Source organism: Geodermatophilus sp. Leaf369, assembly GCF_001424455.1.
GTDB lineage: Bacteria > Actinomycetota > Actinomycetes > Mycobacteriales > Geodermatophilaceae > Klenkia.
Genome location: NZ_LMQA01000002.1, coordinates 15,564 through 30,608, shown reverse-complemented (window position 1 = coordinate 30,608; position 15,045 = coordinate 15,564). Strand labels below are relative to the sequence as shown.

Below are 15,045 nucleotides of genomic sequence, written 5' to 3'. Positions count from 1 at the left end.
CCTCACCGCTGGGGAGGGGTCCGAAACGCCCGGCCATGATGGGCGCCGTGGACTTCGACGAGGTCGCCGACGAGCTGTACGCCGCGCTGCCCGGGGAGTTCATCGCCGCCCGGGACGACGCCGTGGCGGCGGCCAAGCGCACCGACAAGGTGCTGGCCCGCCGGCTGGGTGCGCTGGGCAAGCCGACGCTGGCCGGCTGGACGGTGAACACGCTGGTCCGCTCGGCGGGGGACCAGGTGCAGGAGCTGGTGTCGCTGGGCGAGCTGCTCCGCTCGGCCCAGGACTCCCTGGACCCCGAGGCCATGCGCGAGCTGGGCAAGCAGCGGCAGCAGGTGGTGCGGGCGCTGGCCCGGGAGGCCGCCAGGCTCGCCCGGCGCGCCGGGCACCCGGTGAGCGAGCAGGTGGTCGGCCAGGTCGAGGAGACGCTGCGGGCCGCGGTGGCCGACCCGGCGGCGGGCGAGGCGGTGCTGGCCGGCCGGCTCACCGGGGCGCTGACCTACAACGGCCTGGGGACGCCGGAGCCCGCGGCCCGCCCCGCGGGTCCGGCGCGCCGTCCCCCCGCACGCGCGGCCGCCCCGGAGGAACCCGAGGAACCCGCCGCCCCGCCGGTCGACCTGGACGCCGCCCGGGCGGCCAAGGCCGACCGGGCCGCCCGGCGGGAGGCCGAGGAGCGGTTGCGCCGGGCCCGGGCCGAGCTGCGCACCGCCCGCACGGTGGCCGACGACGCCGCCGGCGAGGTCGAGCAGGCTGCGACGGCGGCGCACGAGGCCGAACAGGCCGCCGCCGAGGCGCGTCGCGGCCGCGACGACGCCGACCGCCGGGTCACCGAGCTGGAGTCGGCGCTGGAGGCCGCCCGGGAGCGGGCCACCGCGGCCGCCGACGACGTGACGCAGGCCGAGGACGCCGCCGCCCGCGCCGAGGATGACCGGCAGACCGCCCGGGCCGAGGCCGAGCGGGCCGCCGAGCAGCGGGACAGGGCCCAGCGGGTCGTCGACGAGCTGTCCTGAGCACCTGCCGGGTTGCCGCTGGAGCTGGCCGGGGCAGGATGTGACGCACAGCACTCACCCGCCTGGACGGGTGAGGCGGCCGATCGTGCGGAGACCCACAGATGACGACCAGCCAGCGGCGCACCCGACCGGAGACCACCGTGGCCGAGCCCGCGGAGCAGCAGTCGGACCTGGAGCTCGTCGAGGCCGCGATCGAGGCGCTCACCGGGGCGCTCCCGGTCGCACTGAGCCCCACCCAGGGGCTGGCCGCCGCCCGTCGGCTGGTGGGCACCGTCGTCCGGCAGCCCCGGGCGCTCACCAAGCGAGGGGTGGACCTCACCGCGCAGCTGGCCCGGATCGCCGCGGGCACCTCCGACATCGCCCCCGACCGCAAGGACGCCCGCTGGAAGGACCCGGCCTGGCAGACCAACCCGCTCTACAAGCGGGTCGGCCAGTCCTACCTGGCCTGGAACCGCGCCGTGCACGGCGTCGTGGAGGACCTCGACCTCGACGAGAAGAGCAAGCTGCGTGCGCTGTTCCTGCTCAAGCTGGTCACCGAGGCGGTGGCGCCCACCAACACGCTGGTCGGCAACCCGGCGGCGCTCAAGCGGGCCCGCGAGACCCGGGGCAGGAGCCTGGTCGACGGGGCCCGGCACGCCCTCTACGACGTGCGCAACAACGGGGCGATGCCCTCGATGGTCGACTCCCGGCCCTTCGTGATCGGCGAGACCATCGCCGCGACCCCGGGCGCGGTGGTGTGGAAGAACGAGATCGCCGAGCTCATCCAGTACTCCCCGAGCACCGGCAAGGTGCGCGAGCGGCCGATGCTGGTCATGCCGCCGCAGATCAACAAGTACTACGTGCTGGACCTGGCCCCGGGCCGCAGCATGGTCGAGCACCTGGTCTCCCACGGGCACCAGGTCTTCATGCTCAGCTGGGCCAACCCCGGCAAGGGCGACGCGGCCTGGGACTACGACTCCTACGCCCGCACCGCGCTGGAGGCCTCCGACGTCGTCCGGGAGATCACCGGGTCCTCGGACATGAACCTGCTCGGCGTCTGCGCCGGCGGGATCACCGCGGCCGGGCTGCTCGGGCACCTGGCCACCGCCGGTGACGACCGGTTCGCCAGCGTCACCTTCCTGGTCACCCTGATCGACTTCGAGGTGCCCTCCCAGGTGGGCACCTTCATCTCCAGGCCGGTCGTGGCGGCGGCGAGCCGGAAGAGCCGGAGCGAGGGCGTGCTGTCGGGCCGGGAGCTGGCCCGGGTGTTCGCCTGGCTGCGGCCCAACGACCTGGTCTGGAACTACTGGGTCAACAACTACCTGATGGGCAAGAACCCGCCGGCCTTCGACGTCCTGGCCTGGAACGCCGACGCCGTCGACCTCCCGGCGTCGCTGCACGGGGACTTCATGGACATGGCGCAGAGCAACTCCCTCACCCACCCCGGCGAGCTGCGGGTGCTGGGGACGGGGGTCGACCTGGGGAAGGTGACCGTCGACAGCTACGTGGTCGGCGCGGTCACCGACCACATCTGCCCCTGGCGGGCCTGCTACCCGGTGGTGGACCTGATGGGCGGCTCGGTGGAGTTCGTGCTCAGCAGCCAGGGCCACATCCAGGCGCTGATCAACCCCTCGGGCAACCCGAAGGGCTCCTACCGGACGACCGACGGCGACGACCCCGCCCGCGGTGCGGACGACAGCGCCGGCAAGCCCACCGCCGACGAGTGGCTCGAGCGGGCCACCGAGCACCCGGGCTCCTGGTGGGACCACTGGGTGGAGTGGCTCGAGCCCCGTTCGGGGGCGGAGAGGAACGCCCGGCGGAAGCTGGGCAGCAAGGCCCACCCGCCGATCGAGGACGCCCCGGGCAGCTACGTCCGGGCGACGGTCTGAGGGTGGCGCGCACCGCTGCTGCCCGCGGTCGCTCCGGCGCCCGCACCCTCGAGGTCGCCGGGTACTCCCTCCGCGTGCGGGTGGAGCACGCCGGGGCCGGCCGGCCCCTGCTGCTCGTCAACGGCATCGGCGCCACCGGCGACCTGTTCGACACGTTCCGCTCGCACCTGGGGGACCGGGAGACCGTCTCCTTCGACGCCCCCGGGGTGGGCGAGAGCTCCACCCCGACCTACCCGCCGACGATGCGGAGGCTGGCCGGCGTGGTCGCCGAGCTGGTCCGCGCGGTCGGCCACGAGCAGGTCGACGTCCTGGGGCTGTCCTGGGGCGGGGCACTGGTCCAGGAGCTGGCCCGTCGGCACCCCGACGTCGTCCGGCGGCTGGTGCTGGCCGGCACCACCCCGGGCTGGGTGTCGCTGCCCGGGCGGCCGGCGGCGATCAGCATCCTGGCCTCGCCGATGCGCTACTACTCCCCGGGCTACCTGACCCGGGTGGCCCCGACGCTCTACGGCGGCGGCATCCAGCACCACCCCGACCTGCTCGGCGAGCACGCCGCGCAGCGCTCGGCGCACCCGCCCACGCCCTACGGCTACCTCTGCCAGCTCGCGGCGCTGCGCCGCTGGTCGAGCCTGCCCTGGCTGCACCGGCTGGAGATGCCGACGCTGGTGCTCGCCGGGGACGACGACCCGATCATCCCGCTGGCCAACGCCCGGCTGATGGCCTCCCGGCTGCCGCACGGCGAGCTGCACGTCGTCCGCGGTGGGGGGCACCTGTTCCTGTTCACCCACGCCGACCGGATGGCCGGCGTGGTGCGCGAGTTCCTCGACTCCCCTCAGGCGCCGTAGGACTCCAGCCGGCCCACCAGGAACTCCACCGCGGCCTCGCTGTCGACGGTGTCGGCGACCTCGACGGCGGTGTCGGCGGCGCTCACCGCACGCAGGTCGGCGAGCGTCTGGCCGCGGGCGGCGCCCAGCGTGGTGCCGACGACGACGTCCCGGCGGGTGGTGCCCAGCGTGCCGGGCACGACCGCCTCGGTGAGCGCCAGGGCGTCGTGCACGCACACCCCGCTGATCCCGTAGCTGTTGCGGGCGGCGTCCACGTACTGCTGCAGCACCGCTGCGGCGGTGCTGCCCACGCGGCCGCCGTTCGCCCGGAACCGCTCGATGCCGGGCTCGGTGAGCACGGTGGGCAGCGTGACGTCCAGCCCCACCATGGTCACCGGCAGCGGGCTCGTGAGCACCGCGTGCGCGGCCTCCGGGTCGGCCCAGGCGTTGAACTCCGCCGCCGCGGTGACGTTGCCGCCGCGGGCCGCCGAGCCGCCCATCCAGACGACGCGGCCGATCCGGGCCGCGGCCTCGGGGAAGACGGCCAGCAGCAGCGCGATGTTCGTCAGCGGCCCGATCGGGGCGACGGTGACGGTGCCCGGGTCGTGGGCCATCAGCAGCTCGGCCAGCGCGACCACGGCCGGTCGCGGGTCGACCGCGGCCGGGGAGGGGTCCAGCTCGACCCCGCCCATGCCGGCAGCGCCGTGCACGTGCCCGGCCCGCTCGGGCAGCGGGTGCACCAGCGGGCCGGCGGCACCCACCGCGACCGGCACGTCGGAGCGGCCGGCCAGGTGCAGCACCCGCAGCGCGTTCTCCGTCGTCTGCGCGAGCTCGACGTTGCCGTGCACCGTCGTCACCAGCTGCAGGTCGACCTCCGGGCTGGCCAGGGCCAGCAGGATCGCCAGCGCGTCGTCGATGCCGGGGTCGGTGTCGATCACCAGGGGGATGCGGTCGGTCACGGCGGCCACCCTGCCGCACGCCCCGCCCCCGCCGAGAAGCGCCCTTCTCGTCGGCAGTCCCACGCGACACGCCAGCCCCACGTGTCACGTCCGGAGGTCACCGTCCCGGAAACCGCGGTTTCCGGGGCATCCGGGCCCTGGGGGTCGACAAGTGACCGGATCGCGAGGGGGGTCACCGGCCCGCGACACGGGTTGCGCATCGGTTCGGTCACGCGGGCTCCAGAGCGTGTCCGTGGTGGCCGATCACGGGAGTCCCACGCGTCACTCTCGTCCCTGACCGGAGCTCCTCCCCGGCTCCGGCCCACTCCCGCCCAGGAGACAGACGATGACGATGACCGCGGTCCCCGTCCCCACCACGCTCGTGCTCGACGCCCTGCCCGCCCTCTCCTTGACCTCCATCGACACCGACGTCGAGTTCCTGGAGCCCCGACCCCGCCGGTCCGAGGTGAGCGACCTCTGGGCCGCGCTGGAGGCCTCCACCGACCCGCAGGTGCCCGCACCGACCCGGTTCGCCGGCCTGCTGCAGACCCTGGTCGGCTGGCTGCGCCGCCAGTGGCTGCGGCTGGGCTCCTGGGGCGCCGGCCCCCGGGGCGAGCACCTGGCCTGGGGCGGACGCCGGTACGCCCCGCTCCAGCCGGCCGCCCCGGTCCTGCGCCACCGCGCCCCGGACGACGACGACCCGGTGCCGATGCGCGAGCTGCCCAGCACGCCGACCACCGCACCCCGGCCCCGGCACACCGGCGCACTGCGGACGACGTCCCTGCAGGCACCGCACGTGCTGCTCGGCCGCCGGGCGCTGGCCCCGCTGCCGCCCCGGCCCGCCCCTGCGCCGGTCGTCGTCCGCCCGCTGCCCCCGCTGGTGCACGCCCGGCGGACCACGTCGGTCGTGGTGCGACCCAGCGGCGCCGACCGCTCCGTGCCCCGCTCGGTGCGCCCGGGACTGCGCACGGTGAGCCGGACCACCCGACCGGTCCTTAGTCTGGCTACGTGTCCAGCCCCGCTTTCACCACCCGACCCGAGCTCGCCGGCACGTTCGGGATGGTCGCCTCGACGCACTGGCTCGCCAGCCAGGCGGGCATGGCGACGCTCGAGGCGGGCGGCAACGCCTTCGACGCCGCCGTCGCGACCGGTTTCGCCCTCCACGTCGTCGAGCCCCACCTCAACGGCCCGGGGGGCGAGGTCCCGATCCTCTTCGCCCGCGGCGGGAGCGGGGCAGGCGCGGGGCAGCCCGTCCTGCTGTCCGGTCAGGGGGTCGCCCCCGCGACCGCCACGATCGACGCCTTCGAACACCTGGGCCTCGAGCTCGTCCCCGGCACGGGACTGCTCGCCGCCACCGTCCCCGGTGCCGTCGGCGCCTGGCTGACCCTGCTGCGCGACCACGGCACGATGCCGCTGGACGCCGTCCTCCGCTTCGCCATCGAGTACGCCGAGACCGGCCACCCGCTCACCGCACGGGTGGCAGCGACCGCGGCCTCGGTCTCCGAGCACTTCCGCACCCACTGGCCGACCTCGGCCGCCACCTGGCTCACTTCCGACGGAGCACCCCCCACCGCCGGCCGCCTGTTCCGCAACGACGTCCTCGCCTCGACCTACCGCCGACTGCTCGACGCAGCGCGCGGACCCTCCCGGGAGGCGGGCATCGACGCGGCGCTGGCTGCCTGGTACCAGGGGTTCGTCGCCGAAGCGATCGACGTGTTCTCCCGGTCCCCCGTTCGTGACGACTCCGGTCGTGATCACGCGGGCTTCCTGACCGGACACGATCTGGCCGGCTGGCGACCGACGTACGAGCCGCCGGTCACGACCGACTGGCGTGGGTGGAGTGTCTCGAAGGCCGGGCCCTGGTCCCAGGGACCGGCGCTGCTCCAGGCGCTGGCGATGCTGGATGGCGTCCCGTCGGTGTCACCGGGTTCCGGCGCGGGTCGGCAGGCGCCGACGGCCGACGTCGTCCACGACACCGTGGAGGCGGTCAAGCTGGCCATGGCCGATCGCGAGGCCTGGTACGGCGACGAGGCCGACGTCCCCCTGCACGACCTGCTCTCCCCGGCCTACACCGACGGCCGCCGCGCCCTGATCGGCGCACGCGCCGACCTCGGGCTCCGCCCCGGCTCCCCTGGGGGCCGTGCGCCCCGGCTGCCCCGGCACGTCACCGACCCGAGCGGTTCGTTCGCGGTCGGGGCCGGGGTCGGCGAGCCCACCGTGGCCCGCACCGGTGAGCAGGTGGTCTCCCCCGACGGCACCACCCGCGGCGACACCTGCCATGTCGACGTCGTCGACCGCTGGGGCAACGTCGTCTCGGCCACCCCCTCGGGCGGCTGGCTGCAGAGCTCGCCCGTCGTCCCCGGCCTGGGCTTCCCGCTGGGCACCCGGGCGCAGATGTTCTGGCTGGACCGCGGGCTGCCGAACTCCCTGGCCCCGCGCAAGCGGCCCCGCACCACGCTCACGCCGTCCCTGGCGCACGACCGGGAGACCGGCCGCTGGCTGGCCTTCGGCACCCCGGGCGGTGACCAGCAGGAGCAGTGGCAGCTCTGCTTCTGGCTGGCGCACACCGTCCGCGGGCTGGACCTGCAGGCCGCGATCGACGCCCCGGCCTGGCACACCACGTCGTTCCCGTCGTCGTTCTACCCGCGGGAGACCAATGCCGGTGAGGTGGTGGTCGAGTCCCGGGTGGGGGACGACGTGATAGCCGACCTCCGCGGCCGCGGACACTCCGTCGTCGTGGCCGACGCCTGGTCGCTGGGCCGGCTGTCCGCGGTCAGCACCGACCCGTCGACCGGGATCGTCCGTGCCGCCGCCAACGCCCGCGGCATGCAGGGCTACGCGATCGGCCGCTGACCCGTCAGGGACGGGCGGGGGTCAGCGGGCGAGGGCGAGGAGGGCGGGGGTGTCCTGGCCGGCCCAGGTGCCGCGCAGGACGGGGCCGCCGACGGAGCCCTCCTCGGGGCCGCCGAGCACCCGGAGCAGCACGAGCTCGCCGCCGTCGGTGCGCAGCACGGTCGTCGTGCCCTCGGTGGTGACGGTGACCTCGGCGTCGGCCGGGGGTCCGCTGAGCGTGCCCAGCGCGCCGTCGACGTGCACCCGGGCGGTGGGCTCACGCACCTCGGGGCCGTCGGGGGTCTGGTACTCCAGCTCCGCCTGCGGGGTGCCGGTGAGCAGCGCGGAGGAGAGCGCGGCGGCGTAGACCGGGTCGGTGGGGCCGTCGTAGACGAAGCGGTGGCCCAGCACGGAGTGCTCCGTCGTCCCGACCAGGACGGCGTCCTCCAGCGGCTGGGCCCGGTAGGTCACCGGCACGTGCAGCACGGTGCCGTCCCCGGTGCGCAGCAGGAAGGTCTCGGTGCCGACCTCGCCGGCGGGGTCGTCGAAGCGGTAGGCGCCGGCGAGCTCGAGGGCGGTGGTGTCCAGCCCGGCGGCCCACGGCTGGGTGGGCACCCACGCCTGGAGCAGCTCGAGCTTGCCGGGGACGAGGGTGGCGAGGTGGATGACGGCCATGCCCGGACGCTAGCGCCGGACGTCGGCCGGCCCGCGCCCGACCGGGAACCCGGCGTCCCGCCACGCGGCGAACCCGCCGGCCAGGTCGGTCGCCCGGTGCAGCCCGACGGCACGCAGGCTCGCCGCGGCCAGCGAGGAGCTGTAGCCCTGGTGGCAGACCACGACCACCTCGACGTCCCAGCCGGTCGCCTCCGGGATGCGGTGGCTGCCGGTCGGGTCCAGCCGCCACTCCAGCACGGTCCGGTCGATCACCAGGGCGCCGGGCAGCTCGCCCTGCTCGGCGCGCTGGGTCTCGGTGCGGGTGTCCACCACGAGCGCCCCGCGGGCCAGCGCGGCCGCGGTCTCCGCCGGTCCGGGTCGGTGCACGCCGTCCCGGGCCCGGGCGAGCACGTCGTCCACGCCGGTCACCGGGGTGCCTGCTCGGCCGGCCCGGGGGCGACGACGGCGGTGAGGCAGCGCCGCAGGGTGGTCACCACGCTGCCGGCCACGAACAGGTCCTGGCCGCTCTCGACACGCTGGGCCCGGACCCGGTCGGCGAGCGCCTCCACCGCGACCCGGGCCCGGGCGACCACCGCGGGGTCGCCGACCACGTCGTCCCCGATGGCGTCGTCGGCGACCGAGCGCAGGACGTCGGCGATCGCGGTGAGGGCCCGTGCGGTGTCCGGACGGAGCCTCGGGCCCATCGCGATCTCGTCCCAGGGCAGCTCGGCGGTCTCGTGCTCGCGCACCAGCTCGGTGAGGTCGGCGACCAGGAACGCCAGGCTCTCCAGCGCCCGGGCGTGCTCGTACTGCTGCTGGGCGGTGTCGGCGTGCCGGCGGGCCCGCCGGTTGCCGCGGCGGGCCTCGTCGCTGAGCCGCACCGCCTCCCGCATCCGGGTGAGCACCGGGTCCACCGCCCGCATCCGGCCCCGCCACTGGGCTCCGTCGGGCAGCTCGTCCTGGGTGAGCCCGGCGGCCAGGTCGTCGAGCTGCTCGGCCAGCAGGTCGCGCAGCAGGGCCAGCTGGGTCTGCGCCGGGGCCAGCGGCAGCGGCGGGAACGCGGCAGTGACCGCGAGGCCGATGGCCGCGCCCAGCAGGGTCAGCCCTGCGTAGCCGGAGACGTACCCGACGGGGTCGGCGTCCCCGATGATCAGGGTGAACAGCGCGGCGGTGGCCACCCAGCTGCCCGCGGTCCCCAGTGCCCGCCACCCGGCCAGCAGCACCCCGAGGGCGATGACCAGCGCGACGGTGGCCACGTTGGGGTAGGCCAGCGCGTCGACGGCGAGGGCCACCACCGCACCCAGCGAGATCGCCCCGACGGTCTGCAGGGCCTCCCGGGCCGAGCCGGCCAGCGTGGTGGAGGTGGCGATCACCGCGCCCAGGGGTGCGTAGTACGGGTACTCCCCGGCGGCACCGGGGACGAGCTGGACCACCGCCCAGGCCAGCGACGCGGCCAACGCGGCCTTCACGGCCAGGCCGAGCCGGGGGTGGCGGGCCCAGGTGCGCAGCAGGGCACCGGTGGGTCCGGGCCGTCGGGCGGTGGGGGTCACCGCGTCATGGTGCTCCGTCGACGCCCGGAGGGGTGGTCCCGCGTCCGTCCGTGGGGCGCAGCGCCCCCGGTCCGGGCAGGATGGGGGGATGGACGACGGGGAGCAGGTGTCGGGCGGTGCCGCACCGCCGTCCGGGCCCGTGCCCACCGGTGACCGGGAGGGCGCCCCCGGCGACGTGCTGACCGCGGCGCTGGCCGAGGGCCTGCGGGGGGACCGGGACCGGGTGTCCGCCGTCCGGCGGGTCGAGGCCGCGGCCGTGGGGTCCCGCGCGCTGGAGCGGCTGGCCCACCTGGCAGCACGTCTGCTGGACGCCGGGTCGGCCCAGGTCTCGCTGCTCGGTGACCTGCAGACCGTGGCCGGCGGAGCCGGGTTGGCCCCGGACTCGGTCGGTGGGCAGGGCCCGCTGGCCGACTCGCTGTGCACCGTGACCGCCGGGGGCCAGGGCCCGTTGGTGGTCACCGACGCCCCGGCTGACCCCCGGGTGGCACACCTGCCCCCGGTGCGGGCCGGTGCCGTCGGCTCCTACCTGGGCATGCCGCTGACCGGCTCGGGCGGCTTCACCGTCGGGGCGTTGTGCGTGTTCGACCCCGCCCCGCGCACCTGGAGCGACTCCGACGTCTCGTTGCTGCGCCAGCTCGCCGACTCGGTGTCCACCGAGCTGGAGCTCTCGGCGCTGTCCACGGAGTTCGAGGCCAGCCGGCTGCGCTGGGGCCTGGCCATCGACGCCGCGGAGATCGGCAGCTTCGACTGGGACCTGCAGACCGGCCGGCTGGTCTGGGACGACCGGCTGGTCGAGCTCTTCGGCTACGACCGGGGGGTGTTCGGGGAGACCATCGAGGACTTCAACGCCCGGCTGCACCCCGACGACGTGCCCCGGGTGGCCGACGCCCTGCAGACGGCCATCGACACCGTCGGGCCCTTCGAGGCCGAGTACCGCGTGCAGCTGCCCTCGGGGGAGACCCGCTGGGTCGTCGGGCGCGGCCGGGCGCTGGCCGACGGCAGCGGCCGGTCGACCCGCATCCTCGGCGCTGCCTACGACACCACCCGGCAGAAGCACGGCGACGCCCGGGTCTCGCGGGTGCTGGAGTCGATGTCGGCGGCGTTCTACTCGATCAGCCGCGACTGGCGGTTCACCTACGTCAACGCCGAGGCCGAGCGGCTGCTGCAGAGCTCGCGCGAGGACCTGCTGGGCGGGGAGATCTGGGAGCTGTTCCCGGCGACGGTCGGCAGCGTGTTCGAGACCGCCTACCGCGGGGCGATGGCCAGTGGGGAGCAGGTGGTCTTCGAGGCCTACTACCCGCCGCCGCTGGACGGCTGGTTCGAGATCCGGGTCTGGCCGATCCCGGACGGTCTCAGCGTCTACTTCCTGGAGATCACCGAGCGCCGCGCCGCGGAGAACGCCGCCCGCACCAGCGCGGCCCGGCTGGAGATGATCGCCGAGGTGACCGCCGCGTTCGGCGCGCTGCTGGCCGGCGACCGGACCCACGAGGAGGCCCTGCACCAGCTCGCCCGCTCGGTGGTGCCGGTGCTCGGTGACGCCGCGATCGTCAGCGAAGCCGACGCCGACGGCCGGATGCGCGACATCGGCAGCTGGCACGTCGACCCCGACCGGGCAGCGGCGCTGGCCCGGTACACCGAGCTGCGGTTGCCGCACCTGTCGCCCGGCGCCCCCCTCCTGCGCAGCCTGGACACCGGTGAGGTGCTGGTCAGCGAGCAGGTGGCCGAGCTGGTCGAGGAGTTCGTGGCCGGCGACGACGCCGCCCGCGCCTACGCCGACCTGGACCTGAGGTCCCTGGTCGTCTACCCGCTGGTCGCCCGCGGCCGGACGGTGGGCGCGCTGTCGGTCTACCGCGGTGCCGAGCGGGCTGCGCAGGACGACGACGACCTGGCTGCCGGCCGGGAGGTCGCCGACCGCGCCGCGCTCGCCCTGGACACCGCCCGGCTCTACGAGCAGCAGCGCCGGATCGCCGAGGAGCTGCAGCGCAGCCTGCTCACCGCCCCGCCGTGCACCCCCGGCGCCCGGATCGCGGTGCGCTACCTCCCGGCGGCCGAGGCGGCCCAGGTGGGCGGGGACTGGTACGACGCCTTCCTGCAGCCCGGTGGGGAGCTGGTGCTGGTCATCGGCGACGTCGTCGGCCACGACACCGAGGCCGCGGCGTCGATGGGCCAGCTGCGCGGGCTGCTGCGCGGCATCGCCTACCGCGAGGGGGTCGGACCCGCCGACGTCCTCGCCGGTCTGGACCGTGCGATGGCCGGCCTGCAGGTCGACACGATGGGCACCGCCGCCGTCGCCCGGCTGGAGGGCGTCGGTACCGCCGGGCCCACCCGGGTCACCTGGTCCAACGCCGGGCACCCGCCGCTCATGGTCGTCGCGGCCGACGGCACGGTGACCGAGCTGACCGCCGGCCGCGCCGACCTCATGCTCGGCGTCGACGAGACGGCGTCCCGTCGCTCGCTCCCGCTGGAGCTGGGTGCCGGCGCGGTGCTGCTGCTCTACACCGACGGTCTCGTCGAGGCCCGGGACATGCCGCTGGACGAGGGCCTGGACCGGCTGCGCACGACGCTGGAGGACCTCGGACCGGTCGGACCGGGGGAGCGGGACCTCGAGGAGTTCTGCGACCGGGTCGTGGCCCGGCTGCGACCGGCGGGTTCCGAGGACGACGTGGCCCTGGTGGCCGTCCGGCTGGACTGAGCTCAGCCCCGCAGCAACGCCCAGACCACCTTGGTGTCGGTCTCGGCGTGCCAGCCGTGCTCGACCGACATCTCGGCGATGAGGTGGAGCCCCAGCCCGCCCTGGCTGGGGTCACGGTCGATGGCCGGGGTGGGTGGCCGGACCCTGGCTGCGTCCCGCACCTCGACCAGCCAGCAGTCCGCCGACCGGCTGACCGTCGCGGTCGCGCCGCTCCCGCCGTGGCGCAGGGCATTGGAGGCCATCTCGTCGAAGGCCAGCACGACCCGGTCCACGGCCTCGTCGGCCCCCACCAGCAGACGGCGCAACGCCGCGCGGACGCCCGGGAGCTCCGCGACGTGCGTGAGCGACCACGACCACCCGTCGACGACGGGCGGGGGAGGGGCTGCGGGCCACACGGGGCTCGCCCACTCGCGGGTCACGTACGCGCTCCTCGTCCACTCGGCAGTCCGGCACCCGGGGTCGCGTGCTCGTGGCGGCTGCTGCGCCCCGGGGTGGATGCTCAGCCGCCCCGGTGCCCAAACACGCAGCTCACCCCGGGGTGAGGGCGGCGACCCGCTGCACGGTCGTCCAGTTGCGCGCGGTGCCCGCGACACCGAGCAACCGATCCCACCGCCAGCGGCCCACCGGGGTGTCCAGCACCCCGCCGGGCAGCCACAGGTGCAGCTCGCGGCCGCGCAGCCACCAGCCGCCCTCGTCCGGTCCGGCCGCGGGGACGGTGGCGGCCAGCGCGGGGTCGGGGGTGCCGGCCAGGAAGGTCACCAGGTAGCGGGCCGGGTCCACGACGGCGGGGTCCTCGAGCAGCGGGCCGGCGGCCACGACCACGGCCAGCTCGGCGGCGGTGCGGACGACGACGGCCACGTCGTGCCCGAACCCCTCGGCGACCGCCGCGTGCACGTCGGCGGCGACGGCCTCGGCGTCGAGGTCGCTGGACAGGACGACGTTGCCGCTCTGCAGCAGCGTGCGCACGTCCCGGTGCCCACGGGCGGTGAGCAGCTCGCGGAGCGGGCCCATCCCCACGCGCTTGGCCCGCCCCACGTTGATCCCGCGCAGCAGCACGACGTAGCGGGTCACGCCCGGCACCCTAGGGCCCCCCTTACGGTGCGGTCGGGTCTCGGCTCTGCCAGGGTGGTCCCGTGCGGTGGTGGGGGGCCGAGGGTGCCGGACCGCAGGTCGGACCGGCAGCTCCGGGGGTGCCCCGGGGACCGCAGCACGCCGCCACCACCACGCCTCCGGCCACGCCCTGCGCTCCGCGCAGCCGATGGTCGGGACGACGGGACAGGTCGGCCCCTCCCACCGCACGGTGTTCCACGTGAATCGCGAGGTGGCCCGGGCGCCGGCCGACGCGTTCCTCGGGGCGCCCGCCTGGCGGGTCTCGGTGCTGGTCGACCGGGGCCGCGCGGTGCTGTCGACCGAGCCCTCCTGGCTGGGTCGGGCCGCGGTCGCCGCCGTCACCAGCTGGCCGGAACCGCCGGTCGACGCCCCGGGCGAGCTGGCCCGGTTCCTGCTCGGGGTCGACGTGGGCCCCGAGGACGAGGAGGCACGCCCGGAACCGCCGCCCCGCGTGGTCCGCCGGGTGCCCACCCCGACCCGCATGGGCCGCACCTGCTGGCCGGTGCACCCGCTGCACGACCTCGCCGACGTGGCGGAGCTGCTGGGCACCGACCTCGAGCACCTGGACTGGTACGCCGACCGCCAGGGCCGCCAGCGTGCCGAGCCGGCCGGGCACCTGCAGCTCTACCGCCGGCGGTGGCTGCCCCGCCCGGGCCGGGTGCCCCGGCTGCTGGAGGTGCCCACCCCGCGGCTGCGTGCGGTGCAGCGGCTGCTGCTGGACCGGGTGCTCGGGCCGGTCCCGGCGCACCCGGCCGCGCACGGGTTCGTGCCCGGGCGCAGCGCGGTGACCGGGGCGGCGCAGCACACCGGTGCCGACGTCGTCCTCACCCTGGACCTGGCCGCGTTCTTCGCCACCGTGACGTCCGGGCGGGTCCACGCCACGCTGCGGACGGCGGGCTACCCGGAGCCGGTGGTCGCGCTGCTCACCGGGCTGGTCACCACCCGGGCCACCCGCGACGACCTGGCCACCATGCCCCCCGGCGGCACCGACGCCGCCCGGCACCAGCTGCGCGGCGCGTTGGCCGCGGCGCACCTGCCGCAGGGCGCCCCGACCTCGCCGCACCTGGCCAACCTCGGCGCCCAGCGGCTGGACCGCCGGCTGGCCGGGTACGCCGCTGTCGCCGGGGCCGGCTACACCCGGTACGCCGACGACCTGACCTTCTCCGGGGGTCCCGAGGTGGCCCGCCGGGTGCGGGCGCTGCAGCACGGCATCGAGCGGATCGTGGCCGACGAGGGCTTCGTGGTGCACCCGACCAAGACCCGGGTGCGTGGTCGGGGTGCCCGGCAGACCGTGACCGGCATCGTGGTCAACCGGGGGACGTCCCTGCCGCGGCCCGAGCTCGACGCGCTGCGTGCCCGGCTGACCAACGCCGCCCGCCGCGGCCCCTCGGCAGCCGACCTCGCGGCGTTCGACGACGACCGGGCCGCGCTGCGGGCGCACCTGACCGGCCGGGTCGCGTGGGTGGCCCAGGTGCACCCCGCGAAGGGGGCCCGGCTGGCCGCGCTGCTCGCCGCCGTCGACTGGGACGGTCCCGACACGTCGCTGTGACCCGGCTGTGACCCGGACCCGCCA

General features: G+C 76.1%; 12 protein-coding genes and 1 pseudogene. 7 read left to right on the top strand and 6 right to left on the bottom strand.

What is annotated here, in order from left to right; translation table 11 throughout:
• Positions 1 to 47 precede the first annotated feature (47 nt).
• The 3 genes from ASG36_RS08955 to ASG36_RS08945 all read left to right on the top strand — a co-directional run bounded on the left by ASG36_RS08955 (position 48) and on the right by ASG36_RS08945 (position 3,717).
• Positions 48 to 1,007, top strand: coding sequence for a hypothetical protein (locus ASG36_RS08955; protein ID WP_157498741.1), 960 nt, complete (start codon positions 48 to 50; stop codon positions 1,005 to 1,007).
• A gap of 101 nt (positions 1,008 to 1,108) precedes the next feature.
• On the top strand, positions 1,109 to 2,875 hold the full coding sequence (locus tag ASG36_RS08950; RefSeq protein ID WP_055762889.1) for an alpha/beta hydrolase: 1,767 nt from the start codon (positions 1,109 to 1,111) through the stop codon (positions 2,873 to 2,875).
• 2 nt (positions 2,876 to 2,877) lie between these two features.
• Positions 2,878 to 3,717: an alpha/beta fold hydrolase gene (locus ASG36_RS08945; protein ID WP_055762886.1), complete on the top strand. Its 840-nt coding sequence runs from the start codon at positions 2,878 to 2,880 to the stop codon at positions 3,715 to 3,717.
• Here the strand turns inward: ASG36_RS08945 and ASG36_RS08940 are convergent.
• Entirely contained in the window at positions 3,705 to 4,655 is a 951-nt protein-coding gene (locus tag ASG36_RS08940) for a nucleoside hydrolase (RefSeq protein ID WP_055764829.1), read from the bottom strand. The two genes, ASG36_RS08945 and ASG36_RS08940, sit on opposite strands and share 13 nt — an antisense overlap.
• A 987-nt stretch (positions 4,656 to 5,642) precedes the next feature.
• Here ASG36_RS08940 and ASG36_RS08930 point away from each other — a divergent pair.
• Complete coding sequence (locus tag ASG36_RS08930) at positions 5,643 to 7,487, top strand: gamma-glutamyltransferase family protein (RefSeq protein ID WP_235494781.1); 1,845 nt, start codon at positions 5,643 to 5,645, stop codon at positions 7,485 to 7,487.
• Positions 7,488 to 7,508: 21 nt separating this feature from the next.
• Here the strand turns inward: ASG36_RS08930 and ASG36_RS08925 are convergent, their stop codons facing one another.
• Genes ASG36_RS08925 through ASG36_RS08915 form a run of 3 tightly spaced genes read right to left on the bottom strand, consistent with a single transcriptional unit; the run spans position 7,509 to position 9,670 of the window.
• Complete coding sequence (locus ASG36_RS08925; protein WP_055762879.1) at positions 7,509 to 8,141, bottom strand: hypothetical protein; 633 nt, start codon at positions 8,139 to 8,141, stop codon at positions 7,509 to 7,511.
• A 9-nt stretch (positions 8,142 to 8,150) separates the two neighbouring features.
• On the bottom strand, positions 8,151 to 8,549 hold the full coding sequence (locus ASG36_RS08920) for a rhodanese-like domain-containing protein (RefSeq protein WP_055762876.1): 399 nt from the start codon (positions 8,547 to 8,549) through the stop codon (positions 8,151 to 8,153).
• Entirely contained in the window at positions 8,546 to 9,670 is a 1,125-nt protein-coding gene (locus tag ASG36_RS08915) for an aromatic acid exporter family protein (protein ID WP_055762873.1), read from the bottom strand. The genes ASG36_RS08920 and ASG36_RS08915 overlap by 4 nt, the downstream gene beginning before the upstream one ends.
• A gap of 88 nt (positions 9,671 to 9,758) precedes the next feature.
• On the opposite strand from ASG36_RS08915, the pseudogene ASG36_RS23095 reads away from it, so the two are divergent.
• Both ASG36_RS23095 and ASG36_RS23090 read left to right on the top strand, forming a co-directional pair.
• Positions 9,759 to 11,000, top strand: a pseudogene (locus tag ASG36_RS23095) (PAS domain-containing protein); the annotation flags it as partial.
• A 186-nt stretch (positions 11,001 to 11,186) separates the two neighbouring features.
• Positions 11,187 to 12,362, top strand: coding sequence for a PP2C family protein-serine/threonine phosphatase (locus tag ASG36_RS23090; RefSeq protein ID WP_369794087.1), 1,176 nt, complete (start codon positions 11,187 to 11,189; stop codon positions 12,360 to 12,362).
• 2 nt (positions 12,363 to 12,364) lie between these two features.
• Here ASG36_RS23090 and ASG36_RS08905 read toward each other — a convergent pair whose 3' ends face one another.
• Both ASG36_RS08905 and ASG36_RS22195 read right to left on the bottom strand, forming a co-directional pair.
• Complete coding sequence (locus ASG36_RS08905) at positions 12,365 to 12,781, bottom strand: ATP-binding protein (protein ID WP_055762870.1); 417 nt, start codon at positions 12,779 to 12,781, stop codon at positions 12,365 to 12,367.
• Between the two features lie 109 nt (positions 12,782 to 12,890).
• On the bottom strand, positions 12,891 to 13,433 hold the full coding sequence (locus ASG36_RS22195; protein ID WP_055762867.1) for a DUF1697 domain-containing protein: 543 nt from the start codon (positions 13,431 to 13,433) through the stop codon (positions 12,891 to 12,893).
• Between the two features lie 238 nt (positions 13,434 to 13,671).
• Between ASG36_RS22195 and ASG36_RS08895 the strand changes: the two genes are divergently transcribed.
• Positions 13,672 to 15,021, top strand: coding sequence for a reverse transcriptase family protein (locus ASG36_RS08895; protein ID WP_162245185.1), 1,350 nt, complete (start codon positions 13,672 to 13,674; stop codon positions 15,019 to 15,021).
• The last annotated feature ends 24 nt before the right edge of the window (positions 15,022 to 15,045 follow it).

Coding starts and splice junctions, on each gene's coding strand:
- ASG36_RS08925 (WP_055762879.1), bottom strand. CDS start 8,141: ATGGCCGTCATCCACCTCGCCACCCTCGTCCCCGGCAAGCTCGAGCTG.
- ASG36_RS08950 (WP_055762889.1), top strand. CDS start 1,109: ATGACGACCAGCCAGCGGCGCACCCGACCGGAGACCACCGTGGCCGAG.